The sequence below is a fragment of the Pantoea sp. Nvir genome (assembly GCF_009829915.1).
Lineage (GTDB): Bacteria > Pseudomonadota > Gammaproteobacteria > Enterobacterales > Enterobacteriaceae > Pantoea.
The window spans coordinates 113,921-135,558 of the sequence record NZ_SZZW01000002.1; the positions used below are offsets into that span (position 1 = coordinate 113,921).

The 21,638-nt window shown below is 43.1% G+C and carries 17 protein-coding genes; 14 read left to right on the forward strand and 3 right to left on the reverse strand.

All coding sequences use genetic code 11. From position 1 onward, the window contains the following. The first annotated feature begins 167 nt into the window (after positions 1–167). The 6 genes from accD to FD729_RS02360 all read left to right on the forward strand — a co-directional run bounded on the left by accD (position 168) and on the right by FD729_RS02360 (position 5,831). Positions 168–1,067: an acetyl-CoA carboxylase, carboxyltransferase subunit beta gene (accD, locus tag FD729_RS02335; protein WP_159931683.1), complete on the forward strand. Its 900-nt coding sequence runs from the start codon at positions 168–170 to the stop codon at positions 1,065–1,067. Between the two features lie 19 nt (positions 1,068–1,086). After that, the gene (gene folC / locus FD729_RS02340) at positions 1,087–2,367 is read left to right on the forward strand and encodes a bifunctional tetrahydrofolate synthase/dihydrofolate synthase (RefSeq protein ID WP_159931684.1); all 1,281 of its coding nucleotides are present in this window, start codon (positions 1,087–1,089) and stop codon (positions 2,365–2,367) included. Beyond that, a complete protein-coding gene (locus FD729_RS02345; RefSeq protein ID WP_159931685.1) occupies positions 2,357–2,848 on the forward strand; it encodes an SPOR domain-containing protein in 492 nt (163 codons plus the stop codon). The genes folC and FD729_RS02345 overlap by 11 nt, the downstream gene beginning before the upstream one ends. Before the next feature lie 248 nt (positions 2,849–3,096). Beyond that, complete coding sequence (cvpA, locus tag FD729_RS02350; RefSeq protein ID WP_159931686.1) at positions 3,097–3,573, forward strand: colicin V production protein; 477 nt, start codon at positions 3,097–3,099, stop codon at positions 3,571–3,573. 46 nt (positions 3,574–3,619) lie between these two features. Next, complete coding sequence (purF, locus tag FD729_RS02355; protein WP_159931687.1) at positions 3,620–5,137, forward strand: amidophosphoribosyltransferase; 1,518 nt, start codon at positions 3,620–3,622, stop codon at positions 5,135–5,137. A gap of 124 nt (positions 5,138–5,261) precedes the next feature. Further along, on the forward strand, positions 5,262–5,831 hold the full coding sequence (locus FD729_RS02360; RefSeq protein ID WP_159931789.1) for a UbiX family flavin prenyltransferase: 570 nt from the start codon (positions 5,262–5,264) through the stop codon (positions 5,829–5,831). A gap of 872 nt (positions 5,832–6,703) precedes the next feature. On the opposite strand, the gene pta is transcribed toward FD729_RS02360, so the two are convergent. From pta to yfbR, 3 genes are all read right to left on the reverse strand, one after another. Further along, entirely contained in the window at positions 6,704–8,848 is a 2,145-nt protein-coding gene (gene pta, locus FD729_RS02365; RefSeq protein WP_204162608.1) for a phosphate acetyltransferase, read from the reverse strand. 76 nt (positions 8,849–8,924) lie between these two features. Further along, the gene (gene ackA, locus FD729_RS02370) at positions 8,925–10,127 is read right to left on the reverse strand and encodes an acetate kinase (RefSeq protein WP_159931688.1); all 1,203 of its coding nucleotides are present in this window, start codon (positions 10,125–10,127) and stop codon (positions 8,925–8,927) included. 881 nt (positions 10,128–11,008) lie between these two features. After that, positions 11,009–11,611 (reverse strand): 5'-deoxynucleotidase, encoded by a 603-nt coding sequence (gene yfbR, locus FD729_RS02375; RefSeq protein WP_159931689.1) that lies wholly within the window; start codon positions 11,609–11,611, stop codon positions 11,009–11,011. A gap of 740 nt (positions 11,612–12,351) precedes the next feature. On the opposite strand from yfbR, the gene ndhC reads away from it, so the two are divergent. The 8 genes from ndhC (at position 12,352) to nuoI (ending at position 21,628) form a co-directional block, all read left to right on the forward strand. Further along, positions 12,352–12,807: an NADH-quinone oxidoreductase subunit A gene (gene ndhC, locus FD729_RS02380; protein ID WP_159931690.1), complete on the forward strand. Its 456-nt coding sequence runs from the start codon at positions 12,352–12,354 to the stop codon at positions 12,805–12,807. Beyond that, entirely contained in the window at positions 12,807–13,484 is a 678-nt protein-coding gene (locus FD729_RS02385; RefSeq protein ID WP_159931691.1) for an NADH-quinone oxidoreductase subunit B family protein, read from the forward strand. Before ndhC ends, FD729_RS02385 begins: the two co-directional genes overlap by 1 nt. A gap of 125 nt (positions 13,485–13,609) precedes the next feature. Next, positions 13,610–15,409: an NADH-quinone oxidoreductase subunit C/D gene (gene nuoC / locus FD729_RS02390; protein ID WP_159931692.1), complete on the forward strand. Its 1,800-nt coding sequence runs from the start codon at positions 13,610–13,612 to the stop codon at positions 15,407–15,409. 3 nt (positions 15,410–15,412) lie between these two features. Next, positions 15,413–15,931, forward strand: coding sequence for an NADH-quinone oxidoreductase subunit NuoE (nuoE, locus tag FD729_RS02395; protein ID WP_159931693.1), 519 nt, complete (start codon positions 15,413–15,415; stop codon positions 15,929–15,931). Next, a complete protein-coding gene (gene nuoF / locus FD729_RS02400) occupies positions 15,928–17,274 on the forward strand; it encodes an NADH-quinone oxidoreductase subunit NuoF (protein WP_159931694.1) in 1,347 nt (448 codons plus the stop codon). Before nuoE ends, nuoF begins: the two co-directional genes overlap by 4 nt. 103 nt (positions 17,275–17,377) lie before the next feature. Continuing rightward, the gene (gene nuoG / locus FD729_RS02405; protein WP_159931791.1) at positions 17,378–20,101 is read left to right on the forward strand and encodes an NADH-quinone oxidoreductase subunit NuoG; all 2,724 of its coding nucleotides are present in this window, start codon (positions 17,378–17,380) and stop codon (positions 20,099–20,101) included. Further along, complete coding sequence (nuoH, locus tag FD729_RS02410; protein WP_159931695.1) at positions 20,098–21,075, forward strand: NADH-quinone oxidoreductase subunit NuoH; 978 nt, start codon at positions 20,098–20,100, stop codon at positions 21,073–21,075. The genes nuoG and nuoH overlap by 4 nt, the downstream gene beginning before the upstream one ends. A gap of 10 nt (positions 21,076–21,085) precedes the next feature. Further along, positions 21,086–21,628: an NADH-quinone oxidoreductase subunit NuoI gene (nuoI, locus tag FD729_RS02415; protein ID WP_159931696.1), complete on the forward strand. Its 543-nt coding sequence runs from the start codon at positions 21,086–21,088 to the stop codon at positions 21,626–21,628. Positions 21,629–21,638 lie beyond the last annotated feature (10 nt).

The window sequence follows — 21,638 nt, forward strand, 5'->3', positions numbered from 1 at the left end:
TTTGTAACTGTTTTAGTTACAATGAGCGTAAAACAGATTTTTCTCCATAGTCTGGATTGGTTGTGGTTTAATAAATAGATATCACATATTTGCCTCCGCAATTTTTAGTAGTACATAATAAGATAATTCTAGAATTAGACTAAGTTAGTTTTAAAAAAAGGTTTCACATGAGCTGGATTGAACGCATTCTTAACAAAAGCAACGCAACACCAGCACGTCGTGCCAATATTCCGCAAGGAGTTTGGACTAAGTGTAATAGCTGTGGTCAAGTGCTGTACCGCGCTGAGCTAGAGCGTAATCTTGAGGTATGTCCTAATTGCGACCATCACATGCGGATGCATGCCCGTAAGCGTCTTAATAGCTTGCTCGATCCGGGCACACTAAGTGAGTTAGGCAGCGAACTAGAGCCAAAGGATATCCTAAAATTTCGCGATTCTTATAAGTATAAAGATCGTCTTACTGCTGCGCAGAAAGAAACTAATGAGAAAGACGCACTGGTAGTGATGAAAGGACAGTTACACGGCATACCTGTTGTTGCAGCCGCATTTGAGTTCTCTTTTATGGGCGGTTCCATGGGCTCTGTGGTAGGTGCACGTTTTGTTCGCGCAGTTGAGCAGACTTTGGAAGATAGCTGTCCTCTGATCTGCTTCTCTGCCAGCGGTGGAGCACGTATGCAAGAAGCATTAATGTCGCTGATGCAAATGGCGAAAACTAGTGCCGCATTGGCTAAAATGCAGAAGCGTGGTATACCCTATATTTCCGTACTCACTGATCCAACAATGGGAGGAGTCTCTGCTAGCTTCGCGATGCTAGGCGACCTGAATGTTGCTGAGCCGAAGGCTCTGATTGGTTTTGCAGGCCCGCGCATTATCGAGCAGACGGTGCGCGAAAAACTGCCACCAGGATTCCAACGTAGCGAATTTTTGATTGAGAAAGGAGCGATCGACATGATCATTCGTCGCCCGGAAATGCGATATAAACTAGCCAGTCTAATAGCGAAGATTATTCATCTTCCTATCCCAATGCGCGATGGTGCTCAAATTGGACCTGTACCTGATTCCGGTTAAAAGCTGTTAAAAGCGACAAATGAATATTCTCTCCGTTCCTAAAGCCACATCTCCTTTATCCGAGTGGCTTTATTATTTTGAGAACTTGCACTCGCAGAGTATTAAACTGGAACTTGATCGCATTTATTACGTTGCTAAGTCCCTCAACCTACTGAGGCCCGCACCTTTTGTATTTACCGTCGCTGGTACTAATGGTAAAGGTACCACCTGTCGTACTTTAGAAATACTGTTGATGGGGGCAGGCTATCGTGTTGGAGTCTACAGTTCTCCGCATCTAGTGCGTTATACTGAAAGAGTACGCGTACAGGGAAAAGAACTTAATGAGGGGATGCATAGCGCTAGCTTTGCGAAAATCGAATCTGAACGAAGCAATGTCTCCCTAACCTATTTTGAGTTTAGCACTCTTTCGGCCCTGAACTTATTTCAGCAGGCACATCTAGATGTAGTGATCCTTGAAGTAGGTCTTGGCGGCCGATTAGATGCTACTAATATCGTCGATTCAGACGTAGCAGTAATCACTAGCATCGCGCTGGATCATACTAACTGGCTCGGCCCAGATCTGGAAAGAATCGGCCGTGAGAAAGCTGGTATATTTCGCAGCGGCAAGCCTGCTGTGGTGGGTGAGCCAGAAATGCCTACTACCATCTCTGCGGTGGCCATGGAGAAAGGCGCACAATTATTACAGTGTAACCGCGATTGGTTTTATAACATCGATCAGACAGGAAAATGGGAATTTTGCGATGCAAAGGGAAAGTTACACAATTTACCAATACCGCAGGTTCCCCTTCCAAATGCAGCTACCGCACTGGCGGCTCTCCGCGTGTCTGGATTTAGAGTTAGCGAAAAAATTATACATAGATACTTACCACTAGTGATACTTCCAGGCCGTTTTCAGACGGTCAGAGAATCGCCTCGTGTTATCCTCGATGTAGCACATAACCCTCACGCAGCCGGTTATCTGGCATTACGTTTAGCACAGTTACCGAAAACTGGCCAAGTGCATGCGATAGTAGGTATGTTAAAAGACAAAGACATCGCCGGCACATTAGCGGCGCTAGCGCCGCTAATTAACTGCTGGTACTGTTCACCACTTGACAACTCGCGAGGCGCTAGCGCTGAGACGATAATAGCGAATTTACCACCAGAAGCAGCGATGATGTCTTTTTCTAATGTGGCACACGCCTGGCAGATGGCGTGCCAACGAGCTAAGATGCAAGATATCGTGCTAGTATGTGGATCCTTCCACACTGTAGCACAGGTCATGACTTTGATAGAGGCAGAGAAAGAGTTTGGCCAGTAAGTTTCTAAACCAGATAGTCGGTACTACTACCCTCGTCGTAGTTAGCGTGATAGTGTTACCAGGTCTGCTTGATGGCAAAAAGAAATACTACCAAGAGGAATGCATAACGATTCCTCTGTTTCCTAAACCAGACCACCAGCAAGAGAGTAAAATTATATCGTCGGTAACGCAGTCGCTGACAGTGAATCAGGGCAAATTGGCTGGTGTTTCAAATTTAACAGAGCAAAAGCTACTCACAGTTAAATCTTATGTAATACAGCTTGGGGCTCTAAAAAATGCCATAAAAACTAATGATATTATAGAGAAGCTTCGTCTATCGGGCTATTGCGCCTTTACTATTCCTTTAATACCAATTCAGGGCCAAATGACCCGTATTTACGTTGGTCCGGATACTTCAAAAACAAAACTACATAATTTTCTTCCAAAGTTGCAAAGAATGTTCGGTCTTGGCGGTGTGGTGAAACCCTATAATACCCATTAATTTATCAGATTGGCGTTATTAATAATAAAAGTTCTACTATCCGTTAGATTAAAACGTTTAAATATATATTTTTATACAAATTTAATAGGGTTATTTATTAACCCCATGCTGGGTAAAGAAGTTTTTATCCTTCTTTTTTATAGAAGGCAGAAAATGAAAAGTGCTATGTGAACATTTCCTTTTTCTGTTAGAATTCACCCTAAAATATATTTAAGTGTGCCAGAGACGCACTCGCGCTAGAAAAGTTCATGATTTACATTGATTACGTAATTATTGCGGTAGTTAGTTTTTCGGTGCTCATTAGCTTTATTAGGGGGTTTGTCTGCGAAGTATTATCTCTCATTACTTGGGGATGTGCATTTTTTATTACAAGTCATTACTATAACTGCCTTGCACCTTGGTTTATTGGCTTTGACGATCCTTTTGTTCGTAACAGCGTTTCTATTGCAGTGCTGTTCGTCGGAACACTAATTATCGGAGCGATGGTTAGCTACATAATTGGCTCGTTGGTCGAAAAGACCGGACTATCGGGAACAGATAGGGTGCTGGGGATCTGTTTCGGGGCATTGCGTGGTGTCTTGATTGTTAGCGTGGCTCTTTTTTTCCTACACACATTCACCGGATTTTCAAAAAGTGCGGATTGGCAACAATCTCAACTTATTCCTCGGTTTAGTTATATAATGAGATGGTTTTTTGAGTATATCAAAAGTACTTCGAGTTTTTGACCATGCTGAAATTACCGGGGGATCCGGTTAGTGAGGGAATAACAACATGTGCGGTATTGTTGGTATTACCGGATTTATCCCGGTTAAACAGTCGATCTATGATGCGTTAACAGTGCTTCAGCACCGTGGACAGGATGCTGCCGGTATTTGTACTATTGATGCACTTAACTGTTTTCATCTACGTAAGGCGAATGGTCTTGTTAGCGACGTTTTTGAAGCACGACACATGAGACGTCTGCAGGGTAATATGGGGATTGGTCACGTTCGTTACCCTACTGCTGGCAGTTCCAGTGCCTCTGAAGCACAACCTTTTTATGTTAATTCTCCATACGGTATCACGCTTGCCCACAATGGCAACATAACTAATGCGTGCGAATTACGTAAACAATTATTTGAAAAGGGACGCCGTCACGTCAATACTACCTCGGATTCGGAAATCTTGCTCAATATATTCGCACAGGAACTGGATCGTTTTCAGCACTATTTTCTAGAAGCAGATAATATTTTCGCTGCAGTCGCTGCATTGCATCAACAAGTTCGCGGTGCTTACGCTGTAGTCGCCATGATCATTAGCCATGGCATGGTAGCCTTCCGTGATCCTCATGGTATTCGTCCGTTGGTCTTGGGTAAGCGTGTTCTACAAGATAACCGCATCGAGTATATGGTCGCTTCAGAGAGCGTAGCACTTGATATCTTGGGTTTTGAAGTTCTACGTGACGTCGAGCCAGGAGAAGGGATATATATCACCGAACAATGCCACCTCTATACGCAACAGTGTGCCAAAAACCCGAAAAATAATCCTTGCCTGTTTGAATATGTTTATTTTGCTCGTCCGGATTCTTTCCTAGATAAAATCTCCGTTTATAGCGCACGGGTGCGCATGGGCACTAAGCTAGGTGAGAGAATTGCTCGCGAGTGGCAAGATCTGTATATCGACGTAGTAATCCCGATTCCGGAAACGTCTACAGATATTGCGCTGGAGATCGCACGCATTCTTAATAAACCCTATCGCCAGGGTTTTGTGAAAAATGGCTACGTGGGGCGCACCTTCATTATGCCAGGTCAACAGATGCGCCTTAATGCTGTACGCCGTAAGCTTAATGCTAATCGCTCCGAGTTTCGTAACAAAAACGTATTATTGGTAGATGATTCTATTGTGCGCGGTACTACCTCGAAGCAGATTATTGAAATGGCGCGTGAAGCAGGTGCAAAACATGTTTACTTGGCGTCAGCCGCGCCTGAGATCCGTTTTCCAAATGTTTACGGTATTGATATGCCGAGAGCTACTGAACTAATTGCTCACGGTCGAGAAGTATATGAGATCTGCCAGCTCATTAAGGCTGACGCGCTAATTTTCCAGGATCTCAACGACCTTATTGAAGCAGTACGTGAAGAGAATCCTGAGATTACCCAGTTTGAAAGTTCTGTCTTCAATGGTATTTATGTAACAAAAGATGTTGATCAGAAGTACTTAGAGTGTCTCCAATCGCTGCGTAACAATGATACTCAAGCGATCCAGCAGCAGAACGAGTTGGAAAATCTCGAGCTGTATAACGAAAGTTAAGTGTATTCAGTTCAGGTAAATTATTTTGGGGCAGAACAATCTGCCCCGTTTGTTTTCATCTTCTATCACAGATTATTATGAGTGTTTATTGCACAGACAAGGAAAAATCATGGAAGAAAAAACTATGAGAAAAATAATTGTTGGTATCTCGGGCGCCAGCGGCGCTCTTTATGGCCTGCGTTTATTGCAGGTCCTGCAACAGATCAACGGGGTAGAAATTCATCTAGTAATGAGTCTGGCAGCGCAGAAAACTCTGAGTCTAGAGACTGATTATAAGCTACGCGAAATAGAAGAGCTAGCGCATGTGGTACATGACGTTCGTAATACTGCCGCTAGTATTTCATCAGGTTCTTTCAAAACCATTGGTATGGCAGTTCTGCCGTGCTCGATGAAAACTCTTTCAGGTATAGTCCATAGCTACAGTGACAACCTGTTAACTCGAGCCGCTGATGTGGTATTAAAAGAGCAGCGTAGGTTAGTGCTGGGGGTACGTGAAACCCCACTACATATCGGACATTTACGCATGATGACAACTGCCGCCGAACTGGGTGCTATAATTATGCCCTTAGTACCAGCGTTCTATCATCGTCCACAGTCAATTATGGCTCTAGTTGCTCAAACGGTTAACCGTATCATTGATCAGTTTGATGTTGTACTACCAGAAGATCTCTTTACTCGCTGGAATGGTATATGATTTATTGAGTGCAAATACGTATCGCATCATGCTAAATACCCTAAAAATTTACATTGTTATTCTGGAATAAGATGTTGCTTCTTAAGAAGTCATAAACATATGACATGCTTATCACTAACTAACAGTTACTGCACTAATGTACATTCTATAATAAAGAGTTTGATTGTTTTTCCATTCTAGGATTTACCTAAATATCCTCCTCTATTTAAATTAAAAAATTAATATACTTCTATTATATTAATATTATTAATTAATAATTAATTTTTAAATATACTCACGTGCAGTCCACATCGATGATAAGCTCACTTGTTTCAATATACTTGGTTATTGACTTTATATAGATACTGTTGTTATTACATTTAATATTATATAATATATTTATTTTATTTAAAAATTAAAGTATGATGTAGTATCACCTGCTACTGATGGCGGACAAAGAGATCTAGATGTTTATCTTACTGATTCCAATATTCCTACATATTTTCTTTCCAGCACAATGCAATACTAACTGTCAAGCATGATAATAACTGGAAAGTTATTTTTAAAACTACGTTCTGTAGTTCCTGTTAATTAAGAATCGATATGCATATAAGGACAGGTAAGTGATGGAAGAAAGCACTTATTAAGTATTCTGCTGCTTGATCTTAGGCGAGATAACCCATGCCTATTATATATTTACCATATCGTCTAGAAACACTACTGGGCTCCAATAGAATTAATTCTAGTTTGAGAATATTCAAATAGGTTGTTTTACTAAAATTAAAAAATAGTCAATAAGTTCACCTAATTGAGGTTATAAATAGGTTACTATTTCACGATCGTTAGAAGTATGAAACTTAGTGCTAAGGGGAGAGCTCTTTTTATGATGAAAATTAGTCTTTCGCCTTCTGCGACTGAATAGCCGTCATAGCAATGGTGTAGATAATATCATCCACTAGTGCACCGCGCGACAAGTCGTTGACTGGTTTTCGCATACCTTGTAACATTGGGCCAATAGAGATTAAATCTGCTGAACGCTGCACAGCTTTGTAGGTGGTATTCCCGGTGTTGAGGTCTGGAAAAATGAAGACTGTGGCACGTCCAGCAACCGCTGAGTTTGGCGCTTTAGACTTCGCTACATCTTCCATAATCGCGGCATCATATTGTAAAGGACCATCAATCACTAAATCTGGCCGTTTTCCTTGAGCAATACGCGTTGCTTCACGTACCTTTTCTACATCGCTGCCTACACCGGAGTTACCGGTAGAGTAAGAAATCATCGCTACTCGTGGTTCAATACCAAAGGCTTGTGCTGAATCTGCAGACTGGATGGCAATCTCTGCAAGCTGCTCTGCGGTAGGAGAAGGGTTAATAGCGCAGTCTCCATAGACTAGCACTTGCTCCGGCAGAAGCATAAAAAATACAGAAGAGACCAACGAGTTGTTTGGTGCAGTTTTGATTAACTGCAAAGGTGGGCGAATGGTATTTGCAGTGGTGTGTGTCGCACCGGATACCAGACCATCGACGTCGCCGCGCTCCAGCATCATGGTGCCTAGTACTACATTGTCTTCCAGTTGTTCCTTCGCCACTACTTCAGTCATCCCTTTATTTTTACGCAGCTCGACCAGGCGCTGTATGTAGTGATCGCGTACCGTCTCAGGATCAACAATTTCAATGTCTTTTCCGAGTTGGCTGCCTTGTACGACAGCAACTCGCTGGATCTCATTAGGATTGCCCAGTAGTACGCAAGTGGCAATGCCACGTTCAGCACAGATAGCAGCGGCTTTTACGATACGAGGTTCTTCGCCTTCCGGGAGGACGATGCGCTTGCATGCTTTGCGTGCTAGTTCAGTGAGCTGATAGCGAAATGCAGGTGGTGATAAGAGACGCCTACGCTCGGACGCAGCTGTTAGTGATTCGATCCAGTCGACATTAATATAGCTTGCTACATACTCCTGAACTTTTTCAATGCGCTGGTAATCATCGCTAGGTACTGCCAGATTAAAGCTCTGTAAGCTGAGTGAAGTCTGCCAAGTATTTGTTTTCACCATAAATACTGGTAGGCCTGTCTGGAAGGCACGTTCACACAATTTCTCAATGCGGCTATCAATTTTATATCCGCCGGTTAGTAGGAGGGCGCTTATCTCAATACCGTTCATAACAGCCAGACAGGCAGCCACGAGTACCTCAGGCCGATCCGCTGAAGTTACTAGCAGCGAACCTGGACGGAAATGCTCTATCATATGTGGAAGGCTACGTGCACAAAAAGTCACTGACTTAACACGGCGAATGGCAACCTCACCTTCATTGATGATTTCAGCATTAAGATGGCGGCACATATCAATAGCACGCGTAGCAATCAAATCTAAGCTCCACGGTACACAACCTAATATCGGAAGCGGACTATCGATAAATATCTGCTTAAGATCGATATTATCCACACTTGGTTTAGGAGAATCGTCGAAAATTTCTGACAGATCTGGGCGTGTGCGACCTTGTTCATCAACCGGTGCATTCATTTTATTGATGATAACGCCGTTGACGTTTTTATTCTTGCTGCCGCCAAAACTACTTTGCGTTAGCTCAATACGCTCTTTTAATTGCATAGGGGAATCGTTATCAAGTGTCATCACAAAAACAATTTCAGCATTAAGAGTTTTAGCAATTTCATAGTTAAGAGCGTTTGCAAACTGATGCTTACGTGTCGGCACTAGGCCTTCTACAAGCACCACTTCTGCATCTTTCGTCTTTTCATGGTAGCGGGCGATGATCTCTTCCATTAAAATGTCCTGCTGATTAGCGCCCAGCAGTGACTCCACGCGCGACATTTCTAATGGATCAGAGGTGGGAATCGACGAGTTTGTACGGAGCATTAAGGTTATATGGTCCAACTTCTCTTTGTTAGAACGCTGTTGTGCAATAGGCTTCAATACACTGAGACGAACACCTTTACGTTCCATGGCACGAATGACGCCGAGACTGATGCTAGTTAGCCCGACACTGGCGTTAGTAGGGATAAGCATAATTGTGCGTGACACGTTTAGGACCTCGGTTTAGGGAACTTCAAAAACGATGCTATTAGCTATTATTAGCTAATAGCAAGAATAATAAACATTAGGTGGTAAGACGCGCCGCATCTTGAGCGATCACCAGCTCTTCATTAGTAGGAATGACAATGGCCGGACGAGTACCTTTTTTATTAATAAATCCTGATTTGCCGAATCGCGCCTCTAGATTGCGCTCATTATCAATTTCAAAGTTAAGTAACCCTAGTTTTTTTAGTGATAATTTGCGCACCATGGCGGAGTTTTCACCGATTCCGCCAGTAAAAATAACCGCATCAAGACGACCTTCCATCATAGTGCTATAGCTACCAATATACTTTGCTAAACGATGGCAAAAAACATCCATAGCTCTCTTTGCATCTCTTTTAATTTCATAGTTATCTTCAATATAGCGACAGTCACTAGTAACTTCAGTAAGGCCTACAAGGCCTGATTCTTGAGTGAGCATCTTATTAATGGCTGTGACGCTCATACCAAGTGTATCATGTAGATAAAAAATTATCGCCGGATCGATATCGCCGCTGCGTGTGCCCATTACCAGACCTTCTAGAGGGGTCAAGCCCATTGAAGTATCAACGCATTTACCATTACGCACTGCTGTAACTGACGCACCGTTGCCAAGATGGCAGGTGATGATATTTAGCTTTTCAACCGGTTTATTGAGGATTTTTGCTGCTTCGTGCGTTACATAGTAATGGCTAGTACCATGTGCGCCATAGCGGCGTATGCCATGCTCTTTGTAAAGTTTATAAGGCAGGGCGTAAAGATAGGACTCTTCCGGCATAGTTTGATGGAATGCTGTATCAAAAACAGCCACATTTTTGTTAGAAAGATGAGGGAAATTTTTTATTGCTTCTTCAATACCTATCAGGTGTGCTGGGTTATGCAGAGGCGCGAAAGAGACATTATCTTTGATTCTTTGTACCACAGCCTCAGTAATCACTACAGATTCAGTCATTTGATCCCCACCATGAACAATGCGATGACCAATTGCAGTAATTTGTGCTGAAATATCAGGTTTTTTTATTAGAATAGTTTTAACTATAAAATTTAAAGCTTCGCTGTGAGTAGCTCCTGCACCGAGAGGGGCTTCGTGTCTTGCTCCATCCTGTTTCCACTTAATGCGTGTATCAGGCAGGTAGAATAATTCAGCTAGACCGGAAAGGTGTTCTTCTCCGCTGGTAGCGTTTAACATGGCAAATTTCAGTGAAGAGCTACCGCAATTTAGAACCAAGACTAACTTATTTGACATGAAAGCACCTATTTATTGAAGATAAATAAATATAAGACGGCCCTACTATCTGAGTAGCCCATGAAAACAAAAAAGAAGGTAGAGCAATTATAAAAATCTTTATAGCCACAAGATTTATAGCTAAAATATTACTTTTATCTATATAATTTTATTATATTTTTTAATATTTAGTTAGAGCTTTAGCTGTTTTATTCATTAAAATAGTCTTTACACGCTTTTAGTGCCTTAATGAAGGTTGTGTTAGAATAGGAAATTAAGCCTTAAAAAATTAAGGAATAATATCATGTAAATTTGCAGAAATTCGAGGTATATCGTTCTTTCCCATTTTAATTGAGATTTGCCATGTTGATTGATTTTGGCAATGTTGCTTGGTGCTACTCTTTCCTAAAACGGCTAGATTTATATAAAAATTTTCGCAAACAAAATGTACGAGTCCTGCTGGGTGAAATAAAGATGGTTTTTGCTTAAAGTAATCATAAATATCCAGTAAGATCAATGAGTTGAAATCACAATACGTAATGTCCTATAATATCGAACTAGCATAAAATCATATATATATTTTAAATCATGATATTTATCGTTATCGACACTAATAAAAAATTATAGAATATGATGCTCGTAAGTTATAAACATAAACGATATTAGGTGCGCTTTAACTCCTGCTTTTTATTTGCTTAACACGCATTAAGAGGCCTGAAGGCAGATGATGAATCATCATGAAAACGCCTCTGCCGTGATACTGTGTGGCTTGAATATTCGCTGAATCGCTAGTGATATTTTATGTTCTAGATTTTTTTGGTGATTACGCTGCGCTGTAGACGCAAGAGATTTTTAGAAGACCAAACTTTATCGTCTGGAGCAATACCACTCATTACCACTCATTATAAGGACAAATCCTGTGATATCTTATCTAGCGAGATGTTGAAGCTGGGAATAAAGACTTCAACGAAATAGTCTATTTCTGGCGAGCGACATCGTAGCAGGATTTTCTTGAGGTGCTCTTTAACCACCGAAAAATCGTTATTACCTGCAGAGATTTCCTCAAGACACTTCAAGTAAGCGCAGAGAGCGTCCGCCTGCTTCACGAGCAATTGTTCTTTTTTGGGGTACTGATTTTTATCCATCAGCAATGGACGGTAAACATCCTGTAGCTCTTCTGGCAACATCTCGAGCAATTGTTGCTGAGCTATTTTTTCTATTTTTTTGTACTCACGGGCAATTTGCGCGTTATAGTACTTCACTGGAGTAGGTAAATCGCCTGTCAGTACCTCACTAACGTCGTGATACAGTGCTAGCATAGCGATTCTATTAGCATTCATATTGCCGTTAAACTTTTTGTTTTTGATCACAGCGAGTGCATGCGCTACCATAGCTACTTGTAGGCTATGTTCTGAAACATTTTCAGTGCGTACATTACGCATCAGAGGCCAACGGTTAATGAATTTGAGACGGGAAAGATAGACAAAAAAATGGCTTTGAGTCATGTGTTACCCTATTAGTAAATATGGGAATAAAAAGCACTGAGCTCCTCTAGATATTAATAGTATATACGCTACAGTTTTTATTGAAATTAGATTTATACTGTAAGTACAGTCACATTTACTAATTGTTATATCTAGATCGTCGGCGTATAGCTTACTATAATGATATATAGTGATTTATTTTTTAAATATATAAACATGTTATGATTTTTATAGCTTATTTAGTTTTACAGACGTAAAGATATATAAAAGCTCCTCCTCTTTCTTATTAAAGAAAGGTTAAGATGGCCATGATACTTTATATATCATAAATACCGTATCTCTTAAAAATAAAAAGAATGTTTTCTGAGGAAACAAAAATACTCTCTGTTAAGTAATAAAGAAGACTTCTACAAAATTGGCTAAAATTAGCTTGAGTTAGTTCTTAATTAATGGTTTTAAAGTCCTACTCCATAATACTAACACTCTAAACACCTTGCGACCTGCATAGATTTATGAGTATAATATTACTCAAGTTATAATATAAATTTCTATGAGCAAAAAATAATATTCCAATACTTGGACATCAAAGTTGACAAAAAACTATAGAAGGAGTAGAAAACTACATAACATTACTTTCCATACGATAGTTATCGCTTAATTTATAAGGTTTCCATTCCTACCTTTAAATCGATATGGTGTATGTGCTGCAGGTAACCATACAAGATGCCATCAACACTTTTGATGAGTAAGCAAAAAAGAATATGTCAGCAGCTACCGAAATCGCTGCCCAACAATGGGCGTTTATTGCATTTATTATTCTCTCTTTCGGCCTTTGTGCCTTCATACTTATCGGAGGGTGGCTTTTAGGTGGCCGTGCGTATGGTCGTTATAAAGAGACGCCTTTTGAATCAGGTATCAAATCCGTTGGCAACACTCATATCCGTTTATCAGCAAAATTCTACCTCGTCGCTATGTTTTTTGTTATTTTTGACGTTGAAGCGCTTTTTTTGTACGCATGGGCAACTTCGATCCGTGAAAGCGGCTGGGGAGGTTTTACGGAAGCTGCAATTTTTATTGCAGTGCTATTGTCTGGGTTATTTTATTTAGTACGCATTGGCGCACTAGACTGGGCGCCAGCGCACCGATGTGTAGTGGTGAAAGCTAGTTCGATTAAATCAATTCTCACAAGCAGTAGTAGTAAAAGTGAGGTAATCTGATGGACTATACACTCACCCGCGTAGAACTGAGCAATAGTGAGAACGACCCCTACCCGCTACAAAAACAGGAGATCGTCTCCGATCCTCTTGAGAAGAGCGTTCATCATAATGTCTATATGAATAAGCTTGAGCATACATTACATGACATGGTGAATTGGGGCCGTAAAAACTCTCTCTGGCCCTATAATTTTGGACTGTCCTGTTGTTATGTTGAGATGACGACCTCCTTTACCGCAGTACATGATGTGGCACGTTTCGGTGCTGAAGTGATGCGCGCCTCGCCGCGTCAGGCAGACTTTATGGTGATCGCTGGAACACCATTTATCAAAATGGCGTCAGTAATTCAGCGTTTATATGATCAAATGCTGGAACCTAAGTGGGTAATTTCAATGGGCGCCTGTGCTAACTCTGGTGGTATGTACGATATCTACTCCGTAGTGCAGGGCGTGGATAAATTTCTTCCAGTTGATGTTTATATTCCTGGATGCCCCCCACGCCCAGAAGCTTATATACAGGCGCTACTGCTTCTACGTGATTCAATTGGGAAAGAGCGCCGCCCTTTGTCGTGGGTGGTCGGAAATCAGGGATTTTACCGCGCTAATATGCAGTCAGAACGTGTAAGAAAACGTGGTGAACGTATTGCTGTTACTAATTTGCGCACACCTGACGAAGTGTAAATAAGTATAAGAATGCCGTACATGGATGTACTATGTGCCTAAAGTAAACATCCAACTATAATGCGCGCTCCCATCCCATGTAACGTCTTTGATGAGTGCTTAGCGACAGGATGAAATGGTAAATTATGACAGATTTAACCAAGCACTATATTGCGCAGCCTGCATGGCAAACTTGGGATCATCTGGATGACCCTGTAATTAGCGAGCTTTATAATCATTTTTTACAGTATACCTTTACCATTCAACCGACTCGCACAGGACTTCCTATCGTTTGGGTGAAGCGTGAGCAGTTATTAGATATCGTGGTATTTTTGCGTACATTGTCTAAACCTTACATAATGCTTTATGACTTACACGGCATGGACGAGCGCTTACGTACCTACCGCACAGGATTGCCCGCCGCGGATTTTTCCGTTTTCTATCACTTGATATCAATTGAGCGTAATCGCGATATCATGCTTAAGGTAGCATTGTCAGAGAAAAATCTATATTTGCCGACACTGACTAATATTTTTCCAAACGCCAATTGGTACGAGCGTGAAACTTGGGAGATGTTTGGTATTACCTTCGATGGACACCCGCATCTAACGCGTATCATGATGCCACAGAATTGGGAGGGACATCCTCTACGTAAAGATTATCCAGCACGTGCGACTGAATTTGATCCCTTCATGCTGACTAAACAGAAAGAAGATTTAGAAATGGAGGCGTTAACTTTCAAACCAGAAGATTGGGGCATGAAGCGTAGCACTCATAATGAGGATTTTATGTTCCTTAATTTAGGTCCGAACCACCCTTCAGCGCACGGTGCCTTTCGTATTATTCTACAGTTGGATGGCGAAGAGATTGTAGACTGTGTGCCAGATATCGGTTACCACCACCGTGGTGTAGAGAAGATGGGCGAGCGCCAGTCCTGGCACAGTTACATTCCTTACACTGACCGAGTGGAATACCTTGGCGGTTGCGTGAATGAGATGCCATACGTACTGGCGGTTGAAAAGCTGGCGGGTATTACAGTACCGGATCGAGTTAATGTGATTCGCGTGATGCTCTCTGAATTATTTCGCATCAACAGTCATTTGCTCTACATATCAACTTTTATTCAAGATGTTGGAGCAATGACACCAGTCTTTTTTGCTTTTACTGATCGTCAGAAAATCTATGATGTGGTTGAGGCTATTACTGGCTTTCGTATGCATCCTGCCTGGTTCAGAATCGGGGGCGTGGCGCACGATTTGCCGAAGGGCTGGGAGCGTTTGTTGTATGAGTTCCTGAACTGGATGCCGAAACGTTTAAGAGAGTACGAGAAAGCCGCTCTGCGTAATAGCATACTGGTAGGTCGCTCAAAAGGAGTTGCAGCATACAATATGGAAGAAGCGCTGGCTTGGGGCATTACTGGGGCTGCGCTGCGGGCTACTGGCCTTGACTTTGACGTACGCAAGTGGCGTCCATATTCTGGCTATGAAAATTTTGATTTCGACATTCCGGTAGGTACAGGTATCAGTGATGCTTATACTCGTGTACAGCTAAAAATGGAAGAAATTTGGCAATCGCTGCGAATTCTGGAGCAGTGCTTGAACAATATGCCAGAAGGACCATTCAAAGCTGATCACCCGCTGACAACACCCCCACCGAAAGAGCGCACGCTGCAGCACATTGAAAGCCTCGTCACCCACTTTTTACAAGTTTCTTGGGGGCCAGTGATGCCAGCTAATGAATCGCTACAAATTATTGAGGCAACTAAAGGCATTAATAGTTACTACCTAACCAGCGACGGCAGTACCATGAGTTATCGTACTCGTGTACGAACACCAAGTTTTCCACATCTACAGCAGATCCCTTCGGTAATACGAGGCAGCTTGGTATCCGACCTGATCGTGTATCTTGGTAGTATCGATTTTGTTATGTCAGACGTGGACCGCTAACTTATGTATGATCAAAAAATTGCTACTTATATAAGCGATCTAAGTGAGGATGTTTTCGTACTGAGCGCGGAAGAATATCACGCTATTGAGAACGAAAAAAACTACTATGAAGATACTCGCGCAGCTTCCATTGAAGCGCTAAAAATTGTACAAAAGCAACGTGGCTGGGTACCAGATGGCGCAATCAAAGCTATTTCAAAGTCTCTAGGCATCCCGGCCAGCGATGTCGAAGGTGTTGCTACTTTTTATAGCCAGATTTTTCGTCAGCCGGTCGGTCGTCATATCATCCGCTACTGTGACAGCGTTGTCTGCCATATTACTAATTATCAGGCCATTCAGTCTGCATTAGAACAAAGATTGAAGATTAAACCTGGTCAAACTACACTAGATGGCCGCTTTACACTGTTGCCAACATGCTGCCTCGGAAACTGTGATAAAGGGCCAACCATGATGGTAAATGAAGATACCCATGTTTATCTGACGCCAGAAGGCATCGCTTCGCTACTGGAGCAGTATCAATGACCTTTAAAAAGAAACTGCGTACTGCGGAAACCCACCCACTGACCTGGCGCCTTCGCGACGATAGGAAGCCTGTGTGGTTTGAGGAATATCGAAGTAAAAATGGCTACGCTGGAGCGGAAAAAGCTCTTAACAGTATGAGTCCTGATGAGATCGTCATGTTGGTAAAAGATTCTGGACTAAAAGGGCGCGGCGGAGCAGGTTTTTCCACTGGTCTAAAGTGGAGTTTAATGCCGCAAGATGAATCTATGCACATCCGCTACCTATTGTGTAATGCCGATGAAATGGAGCCTGGCACCTATAAAGATCGTCTGCTAATGGAGCAAATGCCGCATCAGCTAGTGGAAGGTATCTTGATTAGTGCTTTCGCGCTAAGAGCATATCGTAGCTATATTTTCCTACGTGGTGAATATATCGAGGCAGCTGTGAACTTACGGCGTGCTATTGCAGAAGCGACTAAAGCAGGATTCCTTGGAAAAAATATTCTTGGTGCAAATTTTGATTGCGAGATAATTTTACATACTGGCGCTGGTCGTTACATATGCGGAGAAGAGACAGCGCTAATAAATGCTCTGGAAGGTCGGCGTGCTAACCCACGCTCTAAGCCTCCCTTCCCGGCAAGTGTTGGCGTATGGGGTAAGCCCACTTGTGTAAACAATGTAGAAACCTTGTCTAATATCCCGACTATCCTTGCTAACGGTGTTCAGTGGTATAAAAGTTTATCAAAAAGTGAAGATACCGGTACTAAGATGATGGGCTTTTCTGGAAGAGTGAAAAATCCTGGAGTATGGGAGGTGCCTTTTGGCATCACTGCTCGCGAGATTCTGGAAGATTATGCAGGAGGTATGCAAGAAGGTCTGCGATTTAAAGCTTGGCAACCAGGTGGAGCAAGCACCGATTTCCTCATTGAACATCATCTCGATTTACCGATGGAATTCGCCAGTATTAGTAGAGCAGGCAGTCGTCTTGGTACAGCTCTAGCAATGGCTGTTGATCATGAGATAAATATGGTGTCGCTGGTACGTAACTTGGAAGAATTTTTTGCACGTGAATCCTGCGGTTGGTGTACTCCATGTCGAGACGGGTTACCATGGAGTGTGAAGATCTTACGTGCTTTGGAGCAGGGTAAGGGACATCCTGGTGATATTGAAACCTTGCAGCAGCTTTGTCGTCAGCTCGGTCCGGGAAAAACTTTCTGTGCACACGCACCCGGCGCAGTGGAACCTCTGCAAAGTGCAATCAAATATTTCTATGAAGAATTTGAAGCGGGTATCGATCCTCAAGGGTTCAGTAATATGCACGCGATTAGTGGTATACAGTCTAATCTGTTAAAAGAGTGCTGGTAATTTACAGCAGCAAGTAAAATCAGGTACCGCGCCGCTGCCCTAAAATTTAGGCAAGAATATGATTAACGCTCATCCTCATGAGCCTTACGGAAGTATGTTCAATATGGCGATAATACATGTAGATGGCAAAGAATATGATGTGAACGGAGAGAATAACTTATTACAGGCATGTCTCTCTCTGGGTCTTGATATTCCTTATTTTTGCTGGCATCCGGCACTGGGAAGCATTGGAGCTTGTCGCCAGTGTGTGGTGAAGAAATTTCAAAATACCCAAGATACCCGCGGCAGTCTTGTTATTTCGTGTATGACTCCAGCTTCCAACGGCACCGTTATCTCCATTGATGACGTCGAAGCGAAAGAATTTCGTAAAATTGTGGTAGAGTGGCTGATGATCAACCATCCACATGACTGTCCAGTTTGTGAAGAGGGTGGTAACTGCCATCTTCAAGATATGACGGTAATGACTGGCCATAACCTCCGTCGTTACCGTTTCACTAAGCGGACACACTCTAATCAGGAGCTCGGACCCTTCATTTCTCACGAAATGAACCGTTGTATTGCTTGTTATCGCTGTGTACGTTACTATAAAGATTATGCTGACGGTAAAGACCTAGGAGTCTACGGTGCGCACGACAACATTTATTTTGGGCGTCCGGAAGATGGAATACTGGAGAATGAATTCTCTGGTAACTTAGTTGAAATTTGTCCGACCGGGGTATTTACTGACAAGACACATTCAGAACGCTACAACCGTAAATGGGATATGCAGTTCTCACCTAGTATTTGTCAGCAATGCAGCATCGGTTGTAATACCAGCCCAGGAGAGCGCTATGGCGAGTTGCGTCGTATCGAAAATCGCTACAACGGTACAGTAAATCACTACTTCTTGTGCGACCGTGGCCGTTTCGGTTACGACTACGTCAATCGTAAAGATCGTCCACGTCATCCAATGCAGCTGCGCGGCAACGACTGGGTCACTCTCAATGCTGAACAGGCGGTAAACGCTGCGGCTTATGTGCTTCGTCAGGCGAAATGCGTAATTGGCATCGGTTCTCCGCGTGCTAGCGTTGAGAGTAACTTTGCACTTCGTGAGTTAGTAGGCGAGGAAAACTTCTCGACAGGCGTGCCTGCAGGTGAGCAGGCACGCCTGTCGCTGATACTTAACGTGTTACGTGAAAGCGGCATTTATACACCGTCGCTGCGTGAAATAGAGAGCTATGACGCGGTACTGGTATTAGGAGAAGATATCACTCAAGTAGGTGCACGACTAGCGCTATCCGTACGTCAGGCAATAAAAGGCAAGGCGCGCGAAATGGCTGCTGTACAAAAGATCGCTGACTGGCAGATCGCCGCTACACTTAATATTGGACAAGACGCTAAACATCCTCTTTTCGTCACTCACATTGATAAAACCAACCTAGACGACATCGCAGCATGGAGCTATCACGCTCCAGTCGAAGATCAGGCGCGTCTTGGTTTTGCTATCGCTAACAGACTAGATAAAAACGCACCTGCAGTCAGTAATTTTGACAGTAGCATCAGCAATAAGCTCGATGTAGTTGTACAGGCGTTAGCAGCGGCGAAAAAACCGCTAATCATTTCGGGTACCCATTCATGTAGTACGGCAATAATCGAAGCAGCAGCTAACATTGCTAAGGCATTGAAGGCACGAGGCGTTAACGTTGGTATTACACTTCTTGCCAGTTCTGCAAACAGCGTAGGTCTAGGTCTAATCGGAGGTAATACCCTCGACAGTGCCCTAGAGCGACTAAGCAACGGTCAAGCCGACGTAGTTGTAGTAGTAGAGAATGATCTATATCGTCACGCCCCGAAGGCTTTGGTAGATGCTGCCCTAGCGAACACGTCGGGTGTTATTGTAGTGGACCATCAGCGTACCGCAACAATAGAAAAAGCAGGTATTATTCTATCTGCTGCTAGCTTTGCTGAAAGCGACGGTACCTCCATTAACTATGAAGGTCGCGCCCAACGCTTTTTCCAAGTTTATAATCCTACTTACTATGACAATAGTATTGTAATGTTGGAAAGTTGGCGTTGGTTGCACTCTCTACATAGTACAGTAAAGAGCTGCCGTATGGACTGGACGCAGCTTGATCATGTTATTGACGCAGTGGTAGCTAAGCTACCTCATTTGAAGGGTATTAAAGAGGCTGCACCAGATGCAAGATTTCGTATTTGTGGCCAAAAGTTAGCGCGTTCACCGAACCGTGCTAGCGGCCGCACTGCCATGCTCACTAATATTAGCGTGCATGAACCGCGCCAACCACAGGATAGTGATACTATGTTCACCTTCTCTATGGAGGGTAACAATCAACCGCACGCGCCACGTTCGCACATCCCCTTTGCTTGGGCACCAGGATGGAATTCCCCTCAGGCATGGAATAAATTTCAGACGGAAGTAGGAGGTAAACTGTATAACGGTGACCCCGGCGTGCGTCTGTTCGAAACAGGCAATAGATCTCTTCCTTGGTTCACTCAGGTGCCAACTGCCTTTGTCGGTGGTGAGCAGTGGCGTGTCGTGCCATATTACCAACTGTTCGGCAGTGAAGAGATGACGCAGCGTTCATTAGTATTCCAGAAACGTATGCCGCAGCCAATGTTAGTAATTAATCAAAATGACGCGGCAAAGCTAGGTGTGCATGAAGGTGCAATAATTGAGTGTAGTTGTTCCGGTGAGACCTTACGTATGCCGGTGCGTTTCTCCAGTGCGCTACAAACGGGACAGGTCGGTATGCCGCTAGGTATGCCAGGGGCACCACCGTTCTTGGCAGGAGCGCAAATTGATAAACTGCAGGAGGCAACGCAATGAGATGGATAACGCTCGATGTTATTAACATCACGCTAAATGTGGTAAAGGCAGTGGTTATTTTAATGACCGTAGTAGCGTTCGGTGCTTTTATGAGTTTTGCTGAACGTCGTCTACTTGGCTTATGGCAGAATCGCTACGGCCCGAACCGTGTAGGATGGGGGGGTTCTCTGCAGATTATCGCGGATATGATTAAGATGTTTTTTAAAGAGGACTGGATTCCTTCTTTTGCAGATCGCTTTTTATTTACTCTGGCACCAGTTATAGCTTTTGTCTCTTTGCTATTAGTATTTGCTATTGTACCAGTCTCCCCAACCTGGATGGTCACAGATCTCAATATTGGGATACTTTTTTTCTTGATGATGGCGGGTATGTCAGTATATGCCGTGCTGTTCGCAGGCTGGTCAAGCAATAATAAATACTCGCTGCTGGGTGCGATGCGCGCTTCGGTGCAAACACTCAGCTATGAAGTATTTCTCGGTTTGTCTTTGATGGGTGTAGTGGCACAGTCAGGTTCCTTTAATCTGACTGCTATCGTTGAAAATCAGGCGTATTTATGGAATGTTATTCCACAATTCTTTGGTTTTCTAACTTTTTGTATTGCAGGCGTGGCGGTCTGTCACCGTCACCCATTTGATCAGCCAGAAGCAGAGCAAGAGCTCGCGGATGGATATCATATCGAATATGCTGGGATGAAATTTGGCTTATTTTTTGTTGGCGAATATATAGCTATTACCACCATTTCGTCACTTATTGTTACGCTATTCTTCGGTGGATGGAAAGGTCCTTTCTTAACGCCTTTCATATGGTTTGCAGTGAAAACAGCGTTCCTAATGATGATATTTATCCTGATTCGTGCTGCACTTCCACGTCCGCGCTATGACCAGGTATTATTGTTCGGCTGGAAAGTTTGTCTGCCGTTGACACTATTGAACTTGCTAGCAACCGCAGCAGTAATTTTATATAAAGCGCAGTAAGAGGCTTGACATGACTGTGAAAAGTATTGTCTTCGGCTTTGGCACGATAGTACGTAGCATTTGGATGATAGGCATGCATGCATTCTCTAAACGCGAAACTCAGATGTACCCAGAAGAGGCAGTCTATTTACCGCCGCGTTATCGCGGTCGCATTGTATTGACGCGTGATCCTGATGGAAAAGAACGCTGTGTAGCCTGCAACCTCTGTGCCGTTGCCTGTCCAGTTGGGTGTATTTCACTGCAAAAAGCGGAGATGAAAGATGGACGCTGGTACCCGGAATTTTTTCGCATCAATTTCTCTCGCTGTATTTTTTGTGGCATGTGCGAAGAGGCGTGTCCTACTACTGCTATCCAGCTGACACCCGATTTTGAGCTCGGAGAGTTCAAACGCCAGGACTTAATATATGAAAAAGAGGATCTACTAATCTCTGGTCCTGGCAAATACCCAGAGTATAATTTCTACCGTATGACAGGCATCGCGATCGAAGGAAAAGAAAAAGGTGACGCAGAAAATGAAGCTCATCCTATTAATGTTAAAGAGTTATTACCTTAAGGAGTGAGGC

Coding starts and splice junctions, on each gene's coding strand:
- nuoC (WP_159931692.1), top strand. CDS start 13,610: ATGACAGATTTAACCAAGCACTATATTGCGCAGCCTGCATGGCAAACT.
- accD (WP_159931683.1), top strand. CDS start 168: ATGAGCTGGATTGAACGCATTCTTAACAAAAGCAACGCAACACCAGCA.
- nuoI (WP_159931696.1), top strand. CDS start 21,086: ATGACTGTGAAAAGTATTGTCTTCGGCTTTGGCACGATAGTACGTAGC.
- purF (WP_159931687.1), top strand. CDS start 3,620: ATGTGCGGTATTGTTGGTATTACCGGATTTATCCCGGTTAAACAGTCG.
- FD729_RS02360 (WP_159931789.1), top strand. CDS start 5,262: ATGAGAAAAATAATTGTTGGTATCTCGGGCGCCAGCGGCGCTCTTTAT.
- FD729_RS02385 (WP_159931691.1), top strand. CDS start 12,807: ATGGACTATACACTCACCCGCGTAGAACTGAGCAATAGTGAGAACGAC.
- yfbR (WP_159931689.1), bottom strand. CDS start 11,611: ATGACTCAAAGCCATTTTTTTGTCTATCTTTCCCGTCTCAAATTCATT.
- folC (WP_159931684.1), top strand. CDS start 1,087: ATGAATATTCTCTCCGTTCCTAAAGCCACATCTCCTTTATCCGAGTGG.
- nuoF (WP_159931694.1), top strand. CDS start 15,928: ATGACCTTTAAAAAGAAACTGCGTACTGCGGAAACCCACCCACTGACC.
- nuoG (WP_159931791.1), top strand. CDS start 17,378: ATGGCGATAATACATGTAGATGGCAAAGAATATGATGTGAACGGAGAG.
- ndhC (WP_159931690.1), top strand. CDS start 12,352: ATGTCAGCAGCTACCGAAATCGCTGCCCAACAATGGGCGTTTATTGCA.
- ackA (WP_159931688.1), bottom strand. CDS start 10,127: ATGTCAAATAAGTTAGTCTTGGTTCTAAATTGCGGTAGCTCTTCACTG.
- cvpA (WP_159931686.1), top strand. CDS start 3,097: ATGATTTACATTGATTACGTAATTATTGCGGTAGTTAGTTTTTCGGTG.
- nuoE (WP_159931693.1), top strand. CDS start 15,413: ATGTATGATCAAAAAATTGCTACTTATATAAGCGATCTAAGTGAGGAT.
- nuoH (WP_159931695.1), top strand. CDS start 20,098: ATGAGATGGATAACGCTCGATGTTATTAACATCACGCTAAATGTGGTA.